The sequence below is a fragment of the Actinomadura chokoriensis genome, from assembly GCF_041463665.1.
Taxonomy (GTDB): Bacteria; Actinomycetota; Actinomycetes; order Streptosporangiales; family Streptosporangiaceae; genus Spirillospora; species Spirillospora chokoriensis_A.
The window spans coordinates 74,380-91,705 of record NZ_JAXCEJ010000004.1 but is presented as its reverse complement, the minus strand read 5'-3'; the positions used below and the strand labels follow the sequence as shown (position 1 = coordinate 91,705).

The 17,326-nt window shown below is 71.2% G+C and carries 22 protein-coding genes and 1 tRNA gene; 12 read left to right on the top strand and 11 right to left on the bottom strand.

Annotated elements, in window-relative coordinates:
- Window positions 1–12 precede the first annotated feature (12 nt).
- From SM418_RS09025 to SM418_RS09015, 3 genes are all read left to right on the top strand, one after another.
- Complete coding sequence (locus SM418_RS09025; protein ID WP_371940397.1) at window positions 13–450, top strand: tRNA adenosine deaminase-associated protein; 438 nt, start codon at window positions 13–15, stop codon at window positions 448–450.
- 37 nt (window positions 451–487) lie between these two features.
- Window positions 488–925, top strand: a complete 438-nt coding sequence (tadA, locus tag SM418_RS09020; RefSeq protein ID WP_371940491.1) for a tRNA adenosine(34) deaminase TadA — start codon at window positions 488–490, stop codon at window positions 923–925.
- A 10-nt stretch (window positions 926–935) separates the two neighbouring features.
- Window positions 936–1,023: transfer RNA gene (locus SM418_RS09015), tRNA-Ser, on the top strand.
- Window positions 1,024–1,124: 101 nt separating this feature from the next.
- Here the strand turns inward: SM418_RS09015 and SM418_RS09010 are convergent.
- The 3 genes from SM418_RS09010 to SM418_RS09000 all read right to left on the bottom strand — a co-directional run bounded on the left by SM418_RS09010 (window position 1,125) and on the right by SM418_RS09000 (window position 3,346).
- Window positions 1,125–1,631, bottom strand: coding sequence for a hypothetical protein (locus SM418_RS09010; protein WP_371940398.1), 507 nt, complete (start codon window positions 1,629–1,631; stop codon window positions 1,125–1,127).
- Between the two features lie 183 nt (window positions 1,632–1,814).
- On the bottom strand, window positions 1,815–2,681 hold the full coding sequence (locus tag SM418_RS09005; RefSeq protein WP_371940399.1) for an EamA family transporter: 867 nt from the start codon (window positions 2,679–2,681) through the stop codon (window positions 1,815–1,817).
- On the bottom strand, window positions 2,681–3,346 hold the full coding sequence (locus SM418_RS09000; RefSeq protein ID WP_371940400.1) for a B3/B4 domain-containing protein: 666 nt from the start codon (window positions 3,344–3,346) through the stop codon (window positions 2,681–2,683). Before SM418_RS09000 ends, SM418_RS09005 begins: the two co-directional genes overlap by 1 nt.
- 225 nt (window positions 3,347–3,571) lie before the next feature.
- Between SM418_RS09000 and SM418_RS08995 the strand changes: the two genes are divergently transcribed.
- On the top strand, window positions 3,572–4,135 hold the full coding sequence (locus SM418_RS08995) for a helix-turn-helix domain-containing protein (protein ID WP_371940401.1): 564 nt from the start codon (window positions 3,572–3,574) through the stop codon (window positions 4,133–4,135).
- 23 nt (window positions 4,136–4,158) lie between these two features.
- On the opposite strand, the gene dnaN is transcribed toward SM418_RS08995, so the two are convergent.
- The 3 genes from dnaN to SM418_RS08980 form a co-directional block, all read right to left on the bottom strand.
- Window positions 4,159–5,322 carry a DNA polymerase III subunit beta gene (gene dnaN, locus SM418_RS08990; protein WP_371940402.1) on the bottom strand — a complete coding sequence of 388 codons (1,164 nt, stop codon included), beginning with the start codon at window positions 5,320–5,322 and terminating at the stop codon, window positions 4,159–4,161.
- A 64-nt stretch (window positions 5,323–5,386) separates the two neighbouring features.
- Window positions 5,387–5,905 (bottom strand): methylated-DNA--[protein]-cysteine S-methyltransferase, encoded by a 519-nt coding sequence (locus SM418_RS08985; RefSeq protein ID WP_371940403.1) that lies wholly within the window; start codon window positions 5,903–5,905, stop codon window positions 5,387–5,389.
- Window positions 5,906–5,913: 8 nt separating this feature from the next.
- Window positions 5,914–7,386 (bottom strand): AlkA N-terminal domain-containing protein, encoded by a 1,473-nt coding sequence (locus SM418_RS08980; protein ID WP_371940404.1) that lies wholly within the window; start codon window positions 7,384–7,386, stop codon window positions 5,914–5,916.
- A gap of 155 nt (window positions 7,387–7,541) precedes the next feature.
- Between SM418_RS08980 and SM418_RS08975 the strand changes: the two genes are divergently transcribed.
- Window positions 7,542–7,874: a hypothetical protein gene (locus SM418_RS08975; protein WP_371940405.1), complete on the top strand. Its 333-nt coding sequence runs from the start codon at window positions 7,542–7,544 to the stop codon at window positions 7,872–7,874.
- Window positions 7,875–8,049: 175 nt separating this feature from the next.
- Window positions 8,050–8,412, top strand: a complete 363-nt coding sequence (locus SM418_RS08970) for a nuclear transport factor 2 family protein (protein ID WP_371940406.1) — start codon at window positions 8,050–8,052, stop codon at window positions 8,410–8,412.
- 76 nt (window positions 8,413–8,488) lie between these two features.
- Here the strand turns inward: SM418_RS08970 and SM418_RS08965 are convergent, their stop codons facing one another.
- Window positions 8,489–9,244 (bottom strand): SDR family NAD(P)-dependent oxidoreductase, encoded by a 756-nt coding sequence (locus SM418_RS08965; RefSeq protein WP_371940407.1) that lies wholly within the window; start codon window positions 9,242–9,244, stop codon window positions 8,489–8,491.
- Between the two features lie 11 nt (window positions 9,245–9,255).
- Window positions 9,256–10,641, bottom strand: coding sequence for an MFS transporter (locus SM418_RS08960; protein WP_371940408.1), 1,386 nt, complete (start codon window positions 10,639–10,641; stop codon window positions 9,256–9,258).
- Between the two features lie 180 nt (window positions 10,642–10,821).
- Here SM418_RS08960 and SM418_RS08955 point away from each other — a divergent pair, with 180 nt between their 5' ends.
- Both SM418_RS08955 and SM418_RS08950 read left to right on the top strand, forming a co-directional pair.
- Window positions 10,822–11,544 carry a DUF4097 family beta strand repeat-containing protein gene (locus tag SM418_RS08955; protein WP_371940409.1) on the top strand — a complete coding sequence of 241 codons (723 nt, stop codon included), beginning with the start codon at window positions 10,822–10,824 and terminating at the stop codon, window positions 11,542–11,544.
- 10 nt (window positions 11,545–11,554) lie between these two features.
- On the top strand, window positions 11,555–12,436 hold the full coding sequence (locus tag SM418_RS08950; RefSeq protein ID WP_371940410.1) for a helix-turn-helix domain-containing protein: 882 nt from the start codon (window positions 11,555–11,557) through the stop codon (window positions 12,434–12,436).
- Window positions 12,437–12,477: 41 nt separating this feature from the next.
- Here SM418_RS08950 and SM418_RS08945 read toward each other — a convergent pair whose 3' ends face one another.
- Window positions 12,478–12,849 (bottom strand): YrdB family protein, encoded by a 372-nt coding sequence (locus tag SM418_RS08945; RefSeq protein WP_371940411.1) that lies wholly within the window; start codon window positions 12,847–12,849, stop codon window positions 12,478–12,480.
- 18 nt (window positions 12,850–12,867) lie between these two features.
- Between SM418_RS08945 and SM418_RS08940 the strand changes: the two genes are divergently transcribed.
- Window positions 12,868–13,992 (top strand): 50S ribosomal protein L11 methyltransferase, encoded by a 1,125-nt coding sequence (locus tag SM418_RS08940; protein WP_371940412.1) that lies wholly within the window; start codon window positions 12,868–12,870, stop codon window positions 13,990–13,992.
- 31 nt (window positions 13,993–14,023) lie between these two features.
- Here the strand turns inward: SM418_RS08940 and SM418_RS08935 are convergent, their stop codons facing one another.
- Complete coding sequence (locus SM418_RS08935; RefSeq protein ID WP_371940413.1) at window positions 14,024–14,878, bottom strand: helix-turn-helix transcriptional regulator; 855 nt, start codon at window positions 14,876–14,878, stop codon at window positions 14,024–14,026.
- Between the two features lie 103 nt (window positions 14,879–14,981).
- Here SM418_RS08935 and SM418_RS08930 point away from each other — a divergent pair, with 103 nt between their 5' ends.
- The gene (locus tag SM418_RS08930; protein ID WP_371940414.1) at window positions 14,982–15,758 is read left to right on the top strand and encodes an alpha/beta fold hydrolase; all 777 of its coding nucleotides are present in this window, start codon (window positions 14,982–14,984) and stop codon (window positions 15,756–15,758) included.
- 56 nt (window positions 15,759–15,814) lie between these two features.
- Here SM418_RS08930 and SM418_RS08925 read toward each other — a convergent pair whose 3' ends face one another.
- Window positions 15,815–16,198: a nuclear transport factor 2 family protein gene (locus SM418_RS08925; protein ID WP_371940415.1), complete on the bottom strand. Its 384-nt coding sequence runs from the start codon at window positions 16,196–16,198 to the stop codon at window positions 15,815–15,817.
- 86 nt (window positions 16,199–16,284) lie between these two features.
- On the opposite strand from SM418_RS08925, the gene SM418_RS08920 reads away from it, so the two are divergent.
- On the top strand, window positions 16,285–16,740 hold the full coding sequence (locus SM418_RS08920; RefSeq protein ID WP_371940416.1) for a MarR family winged helix-turn-helix transcriptional regulator: 456 nt from the start codon (window positions 16,285–16,287) through the stop codon (window positions 16,738–16,740).
- A 53-nt stretch (window positions 16,741–16,793) separates the two neighbouring features.
- The gene (locus SM418_RS08915; protein ID WP_371940417.1) at window positions 16,794–17,303 is read left to right on the top strand and encodes a GNAT family N-acetyltransferase; all 510 of its coding nucleotides are present in this window, start codon (window positions 16,794–16,796) and stop codon (window positions 17,301–17,303) included.
- Window positions 17,304–17,326: the final 23 nt, after the last annotated feature.

The following is a 17,326-nucleotide window of genomic DNA, read 5'->3' as shown; positions in this document are numbered from 1 at the left end:
CACAATGAGCACGTGTCATACTTCGCCGCCGTGTTCGCGCAGACCCCCCAGGGCTGGGTCGGCACCGAGGCCGTGCTCGCCGAGGCGGACCACGTCGACGACGTCGCCGACCTGATGCGGGAGGCCGCCGTCGAGTCCTACGGCGACCCGGTGCTGCTGATGATCGAGCAGGACGACGACTGGTTCGCCGTCGTCCGGCTGGACGGGGAGGGGGAGCCGCGCGCCTACGTGTCCACCGTGCGCGAGGACGGGCTCGGCTCGCTGTTCCAGCAGCTCGTCGGCGAGGTCCCCGACGGCGACTCCGGCGGCGACCCGGCCCTGCTCGAAGACCTCGGGCTCGACGCCAAGCGGCTCACCGACCTCGGCGAGCGCGCCCTCCCCGGCGACGCCCTCCTCGCCGTCGCCGAGCAGGCCGGCTTCGGTGAAGAGTTCGACCGCCTCCGTGACTGACCCCCGCGATCCGGTCGCCGAGGGCTTCGTTCCGGCGATGCGGCTGGCGCTGGACGAGGCGCGCAAGGCGTTCGAGGACGGCGAGATCCCGGTCGGAGCGGTCGTCCTGGACGCGTCCGGCGAGGTCATCGGCGCCGGCCGCAACGACCGCGAGCGTTCCGCCGACCCGACCGGGCACGCGGAGATCGTCGCGATGCGGGCCGCGGCGGCGTCCCTCGGAACGTGGCGGCTGCCCGGCTGCACGCTCGTCGTCACGCTGGAGCCCTGCACGATGTGCGCGGGCGCGTCCGTCCAGGCCCGCCTCGACCGCGTCGTCTACGGCGCGGTCGACCCGAAGGCGGGCGCGGTCGGCTCGCTGTGGGACGTCGTCCGCGACCGGCGGCTCAACCACCGGCCCGAAGTGATCGCCGAAGTCATGGCCGACGAGTGCGGCGCACTGCTTATCGAGTTCTTCGCGCACCGCAGAGTCAGGTAGGCTCTCCTGCGGTGGTGTCGCCTAGTGGACGAGGGCGCACGCCTCGAAAGCGTGTGAAGGGCAACCTTCCGTGGGTTCGAATCCCACCACCACCGCCACGTTGAACAGTCAGAACGCCAGGGGCGACGCCTTACGAGGTGTCGCCCCTGGCGCGTTCACGCTCGGCATGCTGCGGAAGCCCAGAGCTCACTCTGACCGCTCAGGGATTGTCCACCCAGGCCTGCAACCTTATCCCGCTGGTGTAGTTGGTCATATAGTTGTACAGGTGACCGTTATTTGCATTGCACTCCACAGTCGCCGTTTCGAGGTGCTCGGTGTGCGGCAAGGTGGCGGAGCATTGCGCGAGCAGCCATTTGAGGTGGCTCGACTTCACATAGAAGATGACGGCCGACCCCCCGTCGCCCCCGTAATTTCGAAACGTTCCACCGACATTGCATCCGGAGTACTTGTCACACGGTCCCCGAAATTCAATGGAAACGGTTCTGAATTTTGGCGACCTTCCGCCGGGGGGCCTCGCTTCCACCGCGGGCGGCGCCGCAGCGCTGGTCGGAGTCGGTTTGCCCAAGATCTCCTTGAGCAGGTTCACGCCGGTGAGCTCTTTGAATCCGATAAGACTGGTGATGATCGCGGCAACGATCCCCGACCATGCGGCAATGCTGCGGCGATTCTCCTCCACGCCCACCCCCGAGAAGAAGAGAGAAATCATCCGCGCTGCGCATGTCGCACGTCAGCGGACCCCGGAGTATATCGTACCAAAAATTATGGTCTGCCCATATTGGGGCGAAGGCTAGGCCGGAATAGGTATCGTGGGGGATCTCGAGGGGCGCAACCGGCAATCGATACCTCGATTGCAGGCCGCGTTGGCTCGATAGCGGCGGACGAAGTCTTCTCAGCCGACCGTGACCAGTGCTACGCCGGCGACGGCGACGGCCATGCCCACGCGCTGGATGACGCGCAAGCGCTCGCTGTAGGCGACCCTTGCGAGCAGCACGGTGATCGCCGGGTAGAGGGACGTGAGGACGGCGGCGAGGCTCAGCAGGCCGTTGTGGACGGCCATGAAGTACAGGACGTTCGCGCCCGCGTCCAGGCTGCCGGACAGCAGCGCGAGCGCGACCAGCGTCCGCCCGGAGACCTTCGGGCCGAGGTCGCGTCCGCGGAGGGCCATGAACAGCAGCGCCGCGGCGACGATGACCAGGTTGCCGACGCGGGCGCCGACGATCGGCCAGAGCCCGCTGCCGTCGCCCGCCGCCTTCAGCAGGACGAAGAAGACACCGAAGCAGGTTCCGGATACGGCGGCCATGATCGGGCCGGAGTCCAGCAGCCGCCGGCCGGCGACGGCCTTGCCGCCGTCCCCCTCCTCCATGCTGACCAGCCCGATCGCGACCAGGCACAGCAGCACCCCGACCAGGACGGAGGCGTCCAGCCGCTCGCCCCTCGCGATGCCCGCCGCCACCGGCAGCACCGCGGCGGCCAGCGCGGACACCGGCGCCACCACGCTCATCGGCCCCCGGGCCAGCGCCCGGTAGAACGCGATCAAGCCCGCGCCGCCGGACAGGCCCGCCGCGAGCCCCCAGGCCATGGGGCCGGGGCTCGCGCTGCCGCCGCCGAGCAGCGCCGACGCCAGCACGACCGCGAGCCCGATCGGAACGCACCAGGTGAGTGCCTTCAGCGCCGTCGACTTCCGCGCCACGGCGCCGCCGAGGAAATCGGCGACCCCGTAGGCGAGCGCGGCGCTCAGCGCGAGGATCGTGACCATTACCGCCCGCCGAGCAGCCGGCTCTCGACCCGCACGTCCGGCGAGATCGCGCGGAGCCGCTCGGCCAGCCGGTCGCCCGCCTCGGCCAGCCGCTCGATCGGGTACGGCTCAAGGCGTTCGAGCAGGAACAGGCCGTTCTTCGTGGTCTCCGTCAGCCGGGTCCGGACGCACTGGCGCCAGTTCCAGCGCCGGCACGTCACGCCCGCGTCGTCCCGCCAGACGACCTCGCCCGCGTCCGGGTGATCGACGGCGGGCTGCCCGCCCGCGATCACGTCGAACGGCTCGTCCCCCGTGGCCCTGACCAGCCGCGCGGGCCCCTGGTAGGCGTCGAGGTCCTCCCCGCCGATCGGCAGCGCGTACTCGACGCTGACCGCGTTGTAGGCGTCCACGACCCTGTTGATGGACGGGAGGGCGTCCGCGCGGCGGAGCAGCGCGTCGACCGACGGGCGCGTCCGGTTCGGCTTGGCCCCGAACGCCCGGTAGGCGTCGCGCCATGCCTCCACGTGCGGGTCGGCGGCATCCGCCTTCGCGGCGGCCTCGGCCAGCCACCCTTCCGACGCCTCGTCGCCGGGCCCGTTCGCCAGCCCTTCGGCGGTCATGACGAGCACGGCGAAGTCGGGACGCAGTTCCCGAACCGCCTCGTCCACGGCAACCCGTTCCAGCACCCCGAACCCTCCAAACGGTCACTTTAATGAAATCTACATACCACTATACCGACCGCCAGGGCCGGGGCGCGGGGACGCCACCGCGGTCGCTGGGCGCGGCGGGACAGGACTGCGAGAAACTGGTCGCGCGGTGCGGGCGTCGCACGCGTTGGACGTGCTCGGCCAAGGTCGGAGACGCCTCGACCGGCCGGGCGGCCGGGCGACGCGGACAGGCGCGGGAGGGTGATGAGCGAGCAGGAGGCGATCGGGGAGGCCGTGGCGCGGACCGTCCGCGCACTGCGGGCCGGCCACGGGTGGAGCCTGGACGAGCTCGCCGGACGCGCCGGGGTGAGCAAGGGCGTGCTGGTCGGGCTGGAGCAGGGCCGCGGCAACCCGAACCTCGGGACGCTCATCCGCATCTCGGACGCGCTCGGCGTGCCGTTGACGCGGCTCGTGCAGGTGGAGGAGGAGCCGCCGGTGCGGATGTTCCGGCCCGAACGGCACGTCGTCCTGTGGGAGGGCGAGCACGGCGGGACGGGGACGCTGCTGGCGGGCAGCGACCCGAGGCCGTCGCTGGAGCTGTGGCACTGGGTGCTCCTGCCTGGGGAAACGCGGGAGAGCGACGCGCACGTCCCGGGCACCAAGGAGATCGTCTACGTGCAGCAGGGCACGCTGACCCTCGGCGTGGACGGCCGGACGGACCTCGTCGAGCGGGGAGCCGCCGCCGTGTTCGTCGGCGACCGCCCCCACTCCTACGGGAACGCGGGCAAGGACGAGGTTCACTTCGTCCTCGCCGTCCTGGACCTCTGACGGGGGCGGGCGGGTCAGGAGGGTCAGGAGGTCAGGCGGACGGGCATGGCCAGGTAGCGGTAACCGGTGTCGGTCTCGGGCGGGGCTTCCTCGTCCTCCTTCTTGTCAGGGTCGTCCTTCTTGTCGGGGATCGCGGTGAGGAGCGCGGCCTTGGTGGGGCCGGCGCATTCGAGCCTGGCGTACTCGGTGTCGATGCCGGCGAGGCCGTCCAGCAGGTACTGGGGCGCGAAGGCGATGTCGATGTCGTCGCCGGTGAGGGACGCGGCGAGCGCTTCGTTGGCGCGGGCGGAGTCGCCGGTGGCCGCGCGGATGCGGACCTCGTCGGCCGTGAAGCCCAGGCGGACGGGGGTGCCGCGCTCGGTGACGAGGGCGGCGCGTTTGATCGCCTCGACGAACGGGGCGACGCGGATCTCGGCGACGGACGACCAGGTGCCGGTGAGCCGGGACCTGTAGTTGATGTACTGGTCGTCAAGGAGGCGGCTGGTCATGCTGCGGCCGCCGCCGGAGACGCCGATGAGCGTGTCGGCGGTGCCGCCGAGGTTGATGGCGACCTCCGCGCCGCGTTTGATCGACTTGGCGGTGTCGGCGAGGGTGCGGGCGGGGACGACGACGCCGGCGGTGAAACCGGGATCGTCGGGCGACCAGGTCAGCTCGCGGGCGGCGATGCGGTAGCGGTCGGTGCAGGCGAGCCACATCGTGTCGCCCTCGATGTCGATGCGGACGCCGGTGAGCATGGGCAGGGTCTCGTCGCGTCCGGCGGCGGGGGTGACCTGGGCGACGGCGGTGGCGAACAGGTCGCCGGGGACGGTGCCCGCGCGGGCGGGCGGCTCGGGGAGGGTGGGGTAGTCCTCGACGGGCATCGTGAGCAGGCCGAACTCGGCCGGGCCGCAGCGGACCACGACCTCGGAGCCCTTCGTGAAGACCTCTACCGGCTGCGGCGGAAGGTTGCGGACGATGTCCGACAGCAGGCGGCCGGGGACGAGGGCGCGGCCCGGCTCGGTGACGTCGGCGTCCTCCCGGGCGTGCGCGGACACCTCGTAGTCGAACCCGGCGAGGGTGAGTTCGCCCTTGTCGGTGACCTCGACCAGCATGCCCGCGAGGACGGGCAGGGCAGGGCGCGTCGGCAGCGTCCGCGCCGCCCACGCGACGGCGTCGGCGAGCGTCTGCCGGTCGACTCGGAACTTCACCTCGATCAGCCTCCAACGGTGAACGGCTACGTGGAGCACGTTAGCCGCCGCCTCTGACAGCCGGTCAGAAAAGTGTCGTCACCCCGCCGCTGGTGCTGGTCTTGCGCTCGAAGTCGAGAAGGTATCGCTTGCGGTCGAGGCCGCCGCCGTAGCCGGTGAGGGAGCCGGTGGAGCCGACGACGCGGTGGCAGGGGACGACGACGCCGACCGGGTTGCGGCCGTTGGCGAGGCCGACCGCGCGGGACGCGGAGGGGCTTCCGATCTCGACGGCGAGCTCGCCGTAGGTGATGGTCTCGCCGTAGGGGACCTCCTGGAGCGCCGCCCAGACGCGCTGTTGGAAAGGCGTCCCGTGGAGGGCCAGCGGCACGTCGAACTCGGTCAGTTCGCCGGCGAAGTAGGCGCTGAGTTGGGCGGCGACGGTCGCGAAGGGTTCGCTGTCCGCGTCGGCGAGTGCGCCGAAGGTCTCCTCGGAGGGGAGGTGCCGCTGCTTCTCCATGTAGAGCCCGGACAAGGTCAAGGCACCGTCTGTGGCCACCAAGGTGAGAGGGCCGACGGGGCTGTCCAGGACGACGTGTGTAGGCATGAGGTTCCTCAGTGAGTGGGGAGCAGGTTGATGGGGTGGTCGCCCGTGGCCCACAGGTACTGGACGGCGTACGCCCGCCAAGGGCGCCACTGGGCGGCACGCCGGGTCAGGGCTGCCGGGGTGGCCGGCAGGTCGAGGGTCTTGGCGGCGGCCCGGATTCCGAGGTCGCTTGGGATGAAGGCGTCCGGGTCTCCGAGAGCACGCATCGCGATGGTCTCGATGGTCCACGGGCCGAAGCCGGGTAGCTCGGACAAGCGCGCGCGGGCTTCTTCCCAGTCGCTCCCTACGCCAAGGTCGATCGCACCGGTCGCGAGTCCGTCGACGAGGGTGAGAAGGGTGGTGCGTCGGGTTTTCGGGAACGCGAGCGTCTCCGGGTCAAGCTCCGCCAATGCGGACGGCGTCGGGAAGAGGTGCGTGAGCCCGCCGTCTGGATCGTCTATGGGTTCGCCGTAGGCGGCGACCAGGCGTGAAGCATGTGTGCGGGCTGCGGCCGTCGACACCTGCTGCCCCAGGACGGCTCGCACGGCGAACTCGGGGGCGTCCACGGTGCGGGGTACACGTCGTCCCGGAGCCTTGTCTACCAGCGGGGCGAGGACGGGGTCGCTGCGGAGCAGGTCGTCCACCGCGACGGGATCGGCGTCTAGATCGAGCATCCAGCGGCAGCGGCTTATCGCGATCGTGAGGTCGCGCAGGTCGGTGAGGCTGAGCGTGCAGGCGACGTGGTCGGGCTGGGGCCGGAGGGTCGCGATGCCATGTCCGTGGGGGAGCCGCATAGCGCGGCGGAACGAACCGTCCCGCCACTCCTCGACGCCTGGGACGGCGGTGGCCGTGAGGTGGCCGAAGAGGTTGTCCGGGCAGAGCGGCGCACGGAACGGGAGCCGCAGGGACAGCGCCCCTGAACCGGCGGGCGGATGCCCTTTGGCGACACGTTCGCGCAACCCGGTTGGAGTAAGCGCGAACACGTCGCGGACGGTGTCGTTGAAGGCGCGGATACTGGCGAACCCCGCCGCGAACGCGACATCGCCCATAGGGAGGGAAGTCGTTTCGATGAGGAGTCGTGCTGTCTGAGCACGCTGGGCTCGTGCTAGAGCAAGTGGGCCGGCTCCCAGTTCAGCATTGAGCTGGCGTTCGATCTGGCGTGTGCTGTAGCCGAGCCGTCCCGCGAGGCCGGTCACGCCTTCGCGGTCGACGACACCATCGGCGATAAGGCGCATGGCCCGCGCGACGACGTCCGCTCTGTGATTCCACTCGGGCGAGCCAGGGGACGTGTCAGGCCGGCATCGCTTGCAGGCGCGGAATCCTGCCTGCTGCGCTGCGGCGGCGCTGGGATAGAAGCGCATGTTCTCGCGCTTGGGCGGGGCGACCGGGCAGCTCGGACGGCAGTAGATCCCGGTGGTCACCACACCGCCGAAGAACCATCCGTCGAAGCGGGCGTCCTTCGACTGGACGGCCCGTACGCACCTTTCCACGTCCTCGTGCATGCACCCAGCATCGCCGATGGCGATACGTCCTCACTAGCGAGAAAACGACATCATCATCGACGGCACTACGATCGTCCCTTTGAACAGCGGGAGGGAAAACGTGGAGCACCTGCCTCGGCGACAACTCCGAATGCCGCTTCGAGTCTGTTTCGCTGATGCTCGAATACCAGTCGCACGAGTACGAGTTGGGCATGGACGGCGGGATCGAGCAGGCCGAACAGAACTTCCGCGAGGGCGTCTCCGGCCCGGCACCCGACGACGAGGGCGCTCGGCCGCTGCCGGGCGTCGGCGACGAGGCGACCATCGTCACGTCCACCCACGGCGACCCGAATCGCGTCACCCAGGTCCAGATCTCCGCGCGCAGGGGCAACGTCAACATCTGGCTCTCCTACACGCCCAGGCTGGAAGGCAGGGACTCCATGGAGGAGGCCGTCGCGCTCGCCGAGCGCCTCGCCCGCACCGCGGCCGACAGGGTGGTGCTCGACTGACCCGGGGTGGTGCTCGACTGACCCGAAGCGGTGCTCGACTGACCCGGTGCTCGACTGACCGGGGTCGTTCTCGATGACCGGGGATGACGTCCCAGGTAATCGATCTTCCGTCGCGACGTTGGCAACGTAGTGGTCACCGGGGGCCGAACCCGGGTGATCAGACGGGAGCCATGAAATGAGCGATGTTCAGCAGCGGGTCGAGCGCTACCTGGCGATCTGGAACGAGACCGACCCGGCCGCGCGGCGGGCGGCGATCGACGAGCTGTGGACGGAGAACCCCGTCTACGTCGACCCGCTCGGGGTGGCCGAGGGGCGGGACGCGATCGACGCGTTCGTCGGCGCCGCGCAGCAGCAGTTCCCCGGCCTGGTGTTCCGCCCGGCGGGCACCGTGGACGCCCACCACAACGTGGCCCGCTTCACCTGGGAGCTCGGCCCGGAGGGCGGGGAGGCGATCGTCGTCGGTTTCGACGTGGCGGTGTTCACCGAGGACGGCCGCTTCGACCGCGTCCACGGCTTCCTCGACAAGGTGCCCGCCTGAGACGACCGGCGGCGTGCCGGAGCCGTCCGGCACGCCACCGATCGTTCAGAGCCGGCGTACTCAGAGCTGGCGTGGTTCAGAGCTGGCGTAGCGCCCCGCCGTCCACCGTCCATTCGGCGCCCGTGACTTGGGCGGCCAGGGGCGACAGCAGATAGGCGATGACCCGCGCGACGTCCTGCGGAGTGCCCAAACGTCCGGCAGGGAGGCGTCGCTCCTCGCGGACGAACCGCTCTATGGCGTCCTCTACCGGCAGCCCGTACTGGACGGCCAACTGGTCGGCGAACCCTCCGGGCTCGTCCCAGAGTCGGGTTCGTGTAGGGCCAGGCGTGACGATGTTGGAGCGGATGCCACAGCGGCCGAACTCCCCCGCGAGCGTCTTGGACACCGACAACAGGGCCGTCTTGGACGCCGCATAGTCGACCAGGGGCGTGTCAGGGAAACGCCCGGCCTCGCTGGAGATGTGGACGATGCTTCCCGCTCCCTGGTCGATCAGGGCGGGGAGCGCGGCACGCGCCATGCGGACGGCCGCGTGGAAGTTGAGTTCGAAGGTGGCGTGCCACTGCTCGTCGGTGACGTCGAGGAATCCGATCCGGGATACGAGGGCTCCGGCGTTGTTCACCAGGCCGTCGAGCCGTCCATGCCGTTCGAGGGCGATGTCCACCACGCGCTGGGCGGCGGCGGGGTCGGTGAGGTCGGCGGCGACGTCGGAGGAGGTGCGCGCGACGCCGACGACGTGGGCGCCTTCGCCGACGAGCAGCCGGGCGGTCGCCTCGCCGATCCCGGCGGACGCGCCGGTGACGACGAAGACCTTGCCGTCGAGTTCGAGATCCATGGTGCTGCCCTTCAGGCACGGCGGAGGAACGAGCCCACGAGGGCCGCTCCGGCGAGGACGATCGCGACGTTCACCGCGGTCGCGGCGTGGACGCCGCCGAGGACGGACGTGTTCGCGGTGGCCACCGCGCTCATCACGGGGATGCCGAGGGTGATGGCGACCTGCTGCGTCATGGTGGCGAGGCCGGTCGCGAGGCCCTGCTCGCCGTCCGGCAGCCCGGACGTCGCGATCCCCATGAACGCGACGATCGCGACGAGGTTCCCGAATCCCCCGATCGCGGTGGCGGCGAGCAGCAGGCCGAGCCCGCCGCGCGACTCGCCGAGACCGAGCAGCGCGGCCGTCGCGGCGGCCTGCAGGACGAGCCCGGAGACCAGGGTCGTCCGGCCGCCGAGCCGGCCCATGATCCGGGGCGCGGCGACCCCGCCGGCGAACGTCCCGGCGCCGAGGATGCCCAGCGCGAGGCCGGTGGCGAGCGGCGAGAAGTCCAGGACCTGCTGCAGGTAGAGCGTGAGCAGGAACACGAGCGACGTTTCGGTGGCGAAGGCGACGAATCCGCCCACGTTGCCCCAGGTGACGGTCCGGCGGGTCAGGACGTGCACCGGCGCGAGCGGAGCCGGCGAGCGCCGCTCGACCAGGACGAACGCGACGAGCAGGGCGGCGGCGGCCACGAGCGCGGCGACCGCGGGCGCGGTCCAGCCCCGCGATCCGGCCGTCGTGATCCCGTACACGAGGGCGAGGAGGCCGCCGGTGACGGTCACCGCGCCCGGAACGTCCAGCTTCGCCCCGTCCCGGGCCCGGCTCTCGGTGACCACCGCGGGCGTGACCGCGAGGATCAGCACCGCGACCGGCACGTTGACCAGGAACGCCCAGCGCCAGCTCAGCAGGTCGGTGAGCACCCCGCCGAGGATCGCGCCGACGGTGAACCCCGCCGACATCAGCGCGCCGCTGAGCCCGAGTGCACGCGTCCTGAGCGGCCCTTCCGGGAAGGACGTGGTGAGCAGCGACAGGGCGGCCGGCGTGGCGATCGCCGTGGCCAGCCCTTGCAGGACCCGCCCGAACAGCAGCATCGCCGGTGACATGGCCAGCCCGCCGACGAGGGACCCTCCGGCCAAGAGAGCCATTCCTGCGAGCAGCATCCGGCGCCGTCCGAACAGATCGGCCACGCGACCGAACAGGAGCGTGAAACCGGCGGCGGGGAGAGCGAACGCCGTGGCGATCCACTGAAGGCCGTCCAGGCTGAAGCCCAGTCCCCTGCCGACGACGGGCAACGCCACGTTCAGGATGGAGAAGTCGATGGCGAGCATGAACTGCGCGCCGAGAAGAAGGGTCAGTACCAGCTTGTGCCGCGACGACATCCGCTCGATGGGAGCGGAGACTGCGGTGGTGAGTGCGGTCATGCAGGAGACCATCGCTGCTTAGGACGCGCCTACCCAGCCCCCGCTCGTTCGTACTACTCCCAGTAGCAGGCTTAGGAACCTGGGAGGGACGGCGAACTTGGCTCCGTGGCGTGAAGGCCGTCCGGTAGCGATCTTCCTAGGCTCGACAGCGTCCGGCCTGATCGACCAGAAGGATCCCCCATGCGTGGCCAGTTCTTTGCCCTCGCCGTAGCCGCGGTCAGCGTGACCGCGCTGAGCGCCTGCGATGTCGCCTTCGGATCGACATTCGAGGACGACGCCTCGTTGAAGGGAAAAGTCACCTCGGTGCAGTTGGACGACATCGGGTCCGGCCGTGTGACCATCCGCGGCGGAGCTTCCGTGGCGTCCCTCCATCGTTCCGTGAAGTACCACGGTGACAAGCCGGCCGGGCCGACGCACCGGATCGAGAACGGCGTGCTGAAGCTGCGCGGCTGCGGCTCGCGCTGCTCGGTGCGCTACACGCTCGATCTGCCGGCCGGCCTCCCCGTCAGCGGCAACACCTCCAGCGGCTCCATCGACCTGTCCAGGGTGGGCGCGGTGAACGTGGCGACCAGTTCGGGCTCCGTCCACCTGGAAGACGTCGCCGGTCCGGTCAAGGCGAGGACGTCCAACGGCAGGATCGAGGGAAGCGGGCTCAAGGGCGGCGGCGTCGACGCCCAGACCTCCAACGGAAAGATCGCCCTGACGCTCGCGACGCCGCAGGACGTCCGTGCGAAGACCTCCAACGGTGAGGTCACGGTCACCGTCCCGGCGGGGCGGTACCGCGTGACCACGCGCACCGGCAACGGCGACCGGAAGATCGGCGTCCCGAACGACGCGTCGGCCCCGCACTCGCTCGACCTGACCACCAGCAACGGCGACATCACCGCGAAACAGGCCGGATAGCCTCGGCCGCATGGCGCGCAACGGTGAGCTCGGCGAATTCCTGAAGTCGCGGCGGGCGCGGCTGCGGCCCGAGGACGCCGGCGTCCCCTCCTACGGGACGCGGCGGCGCGTGCCCGGGCTGCGGCGGGAGGAGCTCGCGCAGCTCGCCGGCGTCAGCGTCGCGTACTACATCCGGCTGGAGCAGGGGACGGCCGACGGCGTCTCCGCCGAGGTCCTGGACGCGGTCTCGCGGGCGTTGCGGCTGGACGGCGACGAGCACGCCCACCTGCACCGCCTCGCGCATCCGCCGCGCCGGGCGCCCGGCACCGGACCGCCGCGCCTGCGCGCCCCGCTCCAGCACCTGCTCGACTCGATCACGCACGCGCCCGCGTACGTCGTCGGCCATCACACGAACGTCGTCGCCTGGAACCGGCTCACCGCCGCCGTGTTCGTCGACCTCGCGAGCGTCCCGGCGGACGAGCGGACCTGGTCGCACCAGATCCACCTGAACGACGACTACAAGGCCCGGCTGGGCGCCAACTGGCCGACGGTGGCCGCACGCAACGCCGCCTATCTCCGGTTCCGTTCAGCCCAGGACCCGGACGACCCGGACCTGCGCGCGGTCATCGACTGCCTGCGGGAGAGGAGCCCGGAGTTCCATCGGATGTGGTCGGCGCACCACGTCGCTGATCTGACGCACGGCGAGGCCCGTATCGAGCACCCGGACGTGGGACGGCTCGTCCTGCCCTACGAGACCCTGCACCTGCCCGGCGACCCCGACCTCAGCCGCCTGATGCTCTACGCGGCCGAACCGGGCTCGCCCTCCGAGGCGGCTCTTCACAAGCTGGCCGAGACGTCCACCTGCCGCTCCAGCGCCGACCTCGCCGACCCTGGTGCGGCCGCTCCAGCCTGACGCGCCATCGGGTCGAGTCCGGACGGCGGTGTATCACCGGCTCACTGGACCGCCGTACGGAAGTGGGCCTCGCGGTCGAGGGTCGCGAGGGCCGTGTTCAGCAAGGCGATCACGGCGAGACCGATCGCGGCGGCGGTGTGGCCGACGCCGTAGAGGGCCAGCGCGCCGGAGCCGAACACGACGGCCTTCACCAGCAGGACGAGCGGCAGCGCGACCTTGAACCGGGCGCGCGGCGCGGCGAGCAGGCCCCACAGGACGATCGCCGCCGCCGGCGCCGCGAGGCCGAGGACGACGTTGATCAACAGGTTCCCGCCGGTCGCGAAGCCCCACCACGCGAGCGCGACGATGGCCGCGACCTCCACGAGGAAGGCGAGGCCCTCGTTGACCACATGCAATGGCCCAGGTAGACGCACGCCGATACCGTACTCGGTGTGGACGAGATCTCCTGGCGGGAGGGCGGCCGGGACCATCGCGTCCGCTGGCGGTCGGAGAGCGGCGCGCCCCCGCCCCGCCGCGTCGTGGTCGCCGACGACGAAACCCGCGCGGACCACGCCTACCGGCTGGCCTGCGAGGGCACCGCGCTGCTGTGGCGCGGCGACTTCCAGAACGCGCGCCAACTCCTCCAGGCGATGGCGCGCCGTATCGACCGTCCTCCGCGCCGGCGTAAGGGGAAGCCTCAACCGTCCCAGGTTCAGGCTTTTCACCTTTATCGTCAGGCACGAGCCCAGCGCGCGCGGACGCTAGGCATGCTTCTCATACCTGTCGACCCGGGACATGTCATCCCGCTACGTCGGGCACCATCCGTTCAGGACGCCTGCACGGAGGCTCATGGGCCGGACGATCAGCCCTACGTCACCTCGCTGCGTGAACTGCTCGGGCTGATCGGCGCGCATGAATGGCGCGAGAAGGGCGTGCCCGTTCCCGCGCTTGGCGGCGACCGCGTCCATCCTCATTACGGGGTCTTCTCTCCGGTCCGAGGGGAGTACGTAGACCTGGTCGGCGAAGCCCCGCTTCCGCCGACGAAGACGGCGTTCGACATCGGAACCGGCACAGGCGTCCTGGCGGCGGTTCTGGCCCGCCGCGGCGTGGAACGCGTCGTCGCCACCGACCTCGACCCGCGCGCGCTTGCCTGCGCCCAAGAGAACGTCAACCGGCTGGACGTTGCGAAGCAGGTCGAGGTCGTCCAAGCCGACCTGTTCCCGCAAGGACGGGCCGGGCTCATCGTCTGCAACCCGCCGTGGGTTCCCGCCAAGCCGAGCTCTCCCCTCGAACACGCCGTCTACGATCCGTCCAGCCGGATGCTCCGAGGCTTCCTCGCCGGTCTCGCCGACCATCTGGAACCGGATGGAGAAGGCTGGCTGATCCTGTCCGACCTGGCCGAACACCTCGGGCTCCGCACCCGCGACGACCTGCGCACGCTGTTCGAATCGTCCGGCCTGCAGGTCGCCGGCAGGCTCGACGCCAAGCCCGTCCACCCCCGGGCCGCCGACCGGGACGACCCCCTCCACGCGGCCCGCGCCGCCGAGACGACGTCCCTCTGGCGCCTCCGCCGCTGACCTGCGGCGTATCGCCCACGAGGAGCAAGTCTCACGTGTGGCTGCGGTGGGCGGTTTCGGGGCCGATGACGCGGAGGAGGGCGAGGGCGTCGGACGTCGCGGTGCCGGGAGGCGGGGTGAACACGACGAGGCGCTGGTCCTCGGCCGGCGTCAGCAGGACCTCCGCGTCGAACTCGATCGGCCCCACCTGGGGATGCAGCACCCTCATCCGGGCGGTGCGGCGGACGGCGACCTCATGGCGTTCCCAGAGCCGGGTGAACTCGTCGCTCGCCTCGCGGAGCCGCCGGACGAGCGACCGCGCCGGTCCGTCGGAGCCCCGGCGGGCGACGGCGGCGCGCAGGTCGGCGACGTGCAGGCGGCTGTAGTGCTCGTGCTCCTCCGGCGGGTACGCCTCCCGGACGAACGGGTCACTGAACCACCGCCAGACGATGTTGCGGTCGGCCCCGTCCACGGTGCAGACGCAGCCGAAAAGGGATTCGGCCGTGGCGTTCTGCACGAGCAGGTCGCCGAGGTCCCCGATGATCTGCGCGGGCGTCTCCTCCAGCCGGTCGAGGAGGTGGAGCAGGCCCGGCCGGACGTGCTCCCCGGCGAACGGCCCGGCGGGCGGGCGGTGCCCGGCGAGTACGTACAGGTGGTCGCGTTCGTCCCGCGTCAGCCGCAGCGCGCGGGCGAGCGCGGCGAGGAGCTGGGCGGACGGCTGCGGGCTGCGCGCCTGTTCCAGGCGCATGTAGTAGTCGGCGGACATGCCCGCGAGCTGCGACACCTCCTCGCGGCGCAGCCCCGGCGTGCGCCGCCGCGGCCCGGACGCCAGGCCGACGTCGTGCGGGCGCAGCCGCTCCCGCGAGCGACGGAGGAAGTCGGCGAGGTCGCGGCGGTCCATGTCCATGCCTCAATGATCCGCGCTCGCGGCCCGGCTGAGACTGGGACCGCCTGTCCTAGCCAGAGCGGTCCGCTCCTCACCCGGGCCGCCCGCTGGCAGCGTCGAGGCCATGACGAACCTCACCGTTGGAAACGCCCGGATCACCTACCGGACGGAGGGCTCCGGACCCGCAATCGTCCTCGTCCACGGCGCGGGCCCCGGCTCGGTCATGTGGGACGCGCTCGTCGGTAGCTTCACCGACCGCAACACGGTCGTCCTGCCCGACCTGGCCGGCTCCGACCCCGCCGAGGACGGCGGCTCGCCGCTGACCATCGAGGCGCTCGCCGCCCAGGTCATCGCCGTGATCGAGGACACCGGCGCCGCCCCGGTCGACCTGGTCGGCTTCTCGCTGGGCGCGCCGACGGCCGCCGCCGCGGCCGCGCTGCGCCCCGACCTCGTCCGGCGCCTGATCCCGATCGCGGGGCTCGCGCACGGCGGCGACGAGTACCTCCAGCAGCTGATCGCGCTGTGGCTCGCTCTCGCCGGCACTCCCGAAGGCTTCGGGCGGCTGGGGGCGGTCACCTCCTTCAGCCGCCGTTTCCTGAACGAGATCGGGCACGAAGCGGCCGAGCAGTCCCACGGCTTCATGCGTCCCACGGACGGCATGCAGCGCCAGCTCGACCTGGTCCGGCGACTCGACGTCCGGGAGCTGCTCCCGAAGATCGAGGCGCCGACGCTCGTCGTCGGCTGCACCCGTGACCAGACGGTTCCGGTCGAGAACCACCGGGAGGTGGCCGCGCTCATCGAAGGCAGCGAGTACACCGAGTTCGACAGCGGGCACGTCCTGATGGCGGAGCGGCCGGACGAGTTCGTGAAGCTCGTCCGGAGCTTCCTCGACCGCCCCTAGGCGATCGTCGTCATGGGCGCGACCGACGCCCTCGGTCGCGCCCTCGCCTCCCGGTCTCAGGCTTCCGCGACCTCCCAGATCGGACGGGCCTGGACCCGCGATATGCGCCAGCCGTCCGGCGTCCGGGCGGCCTCCAGTTCGTAGCGTTCGCCCAGCAGGCGCGGCCCGCCCTCGTTCGCGAAGACGACGAGGAGGTTCGCGCTGATCGCGGCCTTGGCACCGTCCACGTCGACGAGCGGATCGGTGATGAAGTGCTGGGTCGGCACCGCGTGGTTGCGGCGCGCCTGATCGATGAGAGCGTCGACGCCCTTCGCGACGCCGCCGGGGGTGTGCGCCTCCGCGTCTTCGGTGAAAAGGTCGCGCCCGTCCCCGGGGCTCTTGTCGTCCAGCCACCGCCCAAGGCGGCTGGCCAGTGTGGACAGCTCCTGACGATCGTCCATGACCGTCCTTTCGTTGGCGCAATCAACGTTGGACCAGCCAACAATATACTTCGTTGGCGTTCCCAACAAGCCGTAGGATGAGCGGCATGACGACGGCCGAAGCCCGGACGCCCGCGCGACTCCGGCACGCCCCGAGCTGGCTGATCAACCTGGTCTCGGCGCACAGCCACCGCCTGGTCGGCGCCGGCTTCGCCGCCGCGGGCGCCCGCGGCTACCACTACCGGCTGCTCGCCGCCCTCGACGAGTACGGCCCGTCCAGCCAGGCCACGCTCGGCCGCCACACCGGGATCGACCGCAGCGACGTCGTCGCCGCGCTGAACGAGCTCGCCGCCAAGGAGCTGATCGACCGCTCCCCCGACCCGTCCGACCGGCGCCGCAACATCATCACGCTCACCGCGGACGGGTCCCGCCACCTCCAGGAGCTTGACGAGGTGCTCGCCCGCATCCAGGACGACCTTCTCGCCCCGCTCACACCACCCGAACGCGAGCAGCTCACCGGGCTGCTGACCCGCCTCGCCGACCACCACGCCAAGAGCCGATGACCGATCGCGCACGCGTGGCGCCCGACCATGGGCCCGCCTCGAAAGGAGCCGCCATGCCGCCCGCCATCCGGCTCGTGGAACTGCCGCCCGCCGCGATGACCGCGCTGCTGGACACCGACCTGCCGCGCGCCACCGCCGCCGCCGGAATCCCCCTCACCGGCTACTTCACCACCGACGAGGCGAAATCGCTCTGGCGATTCCGCCTCGCGCAGCTCGACCGCGACCCGTCCCACGCCCCCTGGATCGTGCGGGCCGCCGTCGCCGAACCGGAAGAGCACGTCGTCGGCCACGCCGGCTTTCACGGGGCGCCCGAGAAGGGCACGGTCACGATCGCCTACTCCGTCGACCCGGCCCACCGCCGCAAGGGCTACGCCCGCGCGATGCTCGCCGCCCTCCTGGAACGCGCCGCCGCCGAACCGTCCGTCACGACCGTCCGCGCGACGATCAGCCCCGACAACGAGGCGTCGCTCGCCACGATCGCGGGCCACGGCTTCGTCCACATCGGTGAGCAATGGGACGAGGAGGACGGCCGCGAACTGGTCTTCGAACGCCCCGCCCGCTGAAGCGACGCGAGAACCGGAGGACA

Coding starts and splice junctions, on each gene's coding strand:
- SM418_RS08950 (WP_371940410.1), top strand. CDS start 11,555: ATGGCGCGCAACGGTGAGCTCGGCGAATTCCTGAAGTCGCGGCGGGCG.
- SM418_RS08985 (WP_371940403.1), bottom strand. CDS start 5,905: ATGCCTACACACGTCGTCCTGGACAGCCCCGTCGGCCCTCTCACCTTG.
- SM418_RS08970 (WP_371940406.1), top strand. CDS start 8,050: ATGAGCGATGTTCAGCAGCGGGTCGAGCGCTACCTGGCGATCTGGAAC.
- SM418_RS08935 (WP_371940413.1), bottom strand. CDS start 14,878: ATGGACATGGACCGCCGCGACCTCGCCGACTTCCTCCGTCGCTCGCGG.
- SM418_RS08915 (WP_371940417.1), top strand. CDS start 16,794: ATGCCGCCCGCCATCCGGCTCGTGGAACTGCCGCCCGCCGCGATGACC.
- SM418_RS08960 (WP_371940408.1), bottom strand. CDS start 10,641: ATGACCGCACTCACCACCGCAGTCTCCGCTCCCATCGAGCGGATGTCG.
- SM418_RS08925 (WP_371940415.1), bottom strand. CDS start 16,198: ATGGACGATCGTCAGGAGCTGTCCACACTGGCCAGCCGCCTTGGGCGG.
- SM418_RS08980 (WP_371940404.1), bottom strand. CDS start 7,386: ATGCACGAGGACGTGGAAAGGTGCGTACGGGCCGTCCAGTCGAAGGAC.
- SM418_RS08920 (WP_371940416.1), top strand. CDS start 16,285: ATGACGACGGCCGAAGCCCGGACGCCCGCGCGACTCCGGCACGCCCCG.
- SM418_RS08995 (WP_371940401.1), top strand. CDS start 3,572: ATGAGCGAGCAGGAGGCGATCGGGGAGGCCGTGGCGCGGACCGTCCGC.
- SM418_RS08975 (WP_371940405.1), top strand. CDS start 7,542: ATGCTCGAATACCAGTCGCACGAGTACGAGTTGGGCATGGACGGCGGG.
- SM418_RS08965 (WP_371940407.1), bottom strand. CDS start 9,244: ATGGATCTCGAACTCGACGGCAAGGTCTTCGTCGTCACCGGCGCGTCC.
- SM418_RS08955 (WP_371940409.1), top strand. CDS start 10,822: ATGCGTGGCCAGTTCTTTGCCCTCGCCGTAGCCGCGGTCAGCGTGACC.
- tadA (WP_371940491.1), top strand. CDS start 488: ATGCGGCTGGCGCTGGACGAGGCGCGCAAGGCGTTCGAGGACGGCGAG.
- SM418_RS09005 (WP_371940399.1), bottom strand. CDS start 2,681: ATGGTCACGATCCTCGCGCTGAGCGCCGCGCTCGCCTACGGGGTCGCC.
- SM418_RS09010 (WP_371940398.1), bottom strand. CDS start 1,631: ATGATTTCTCTCTTCTTCTCGGGGGTGGGCGTGGAGGAGAATCGCCGC.
- SM418_RS08930 (WP_371940414.1), top strand. CDS start 14,982: ATGACGAACCTCACCGTTGGAAACGCCCGGATCACCTACCGGACGGAG.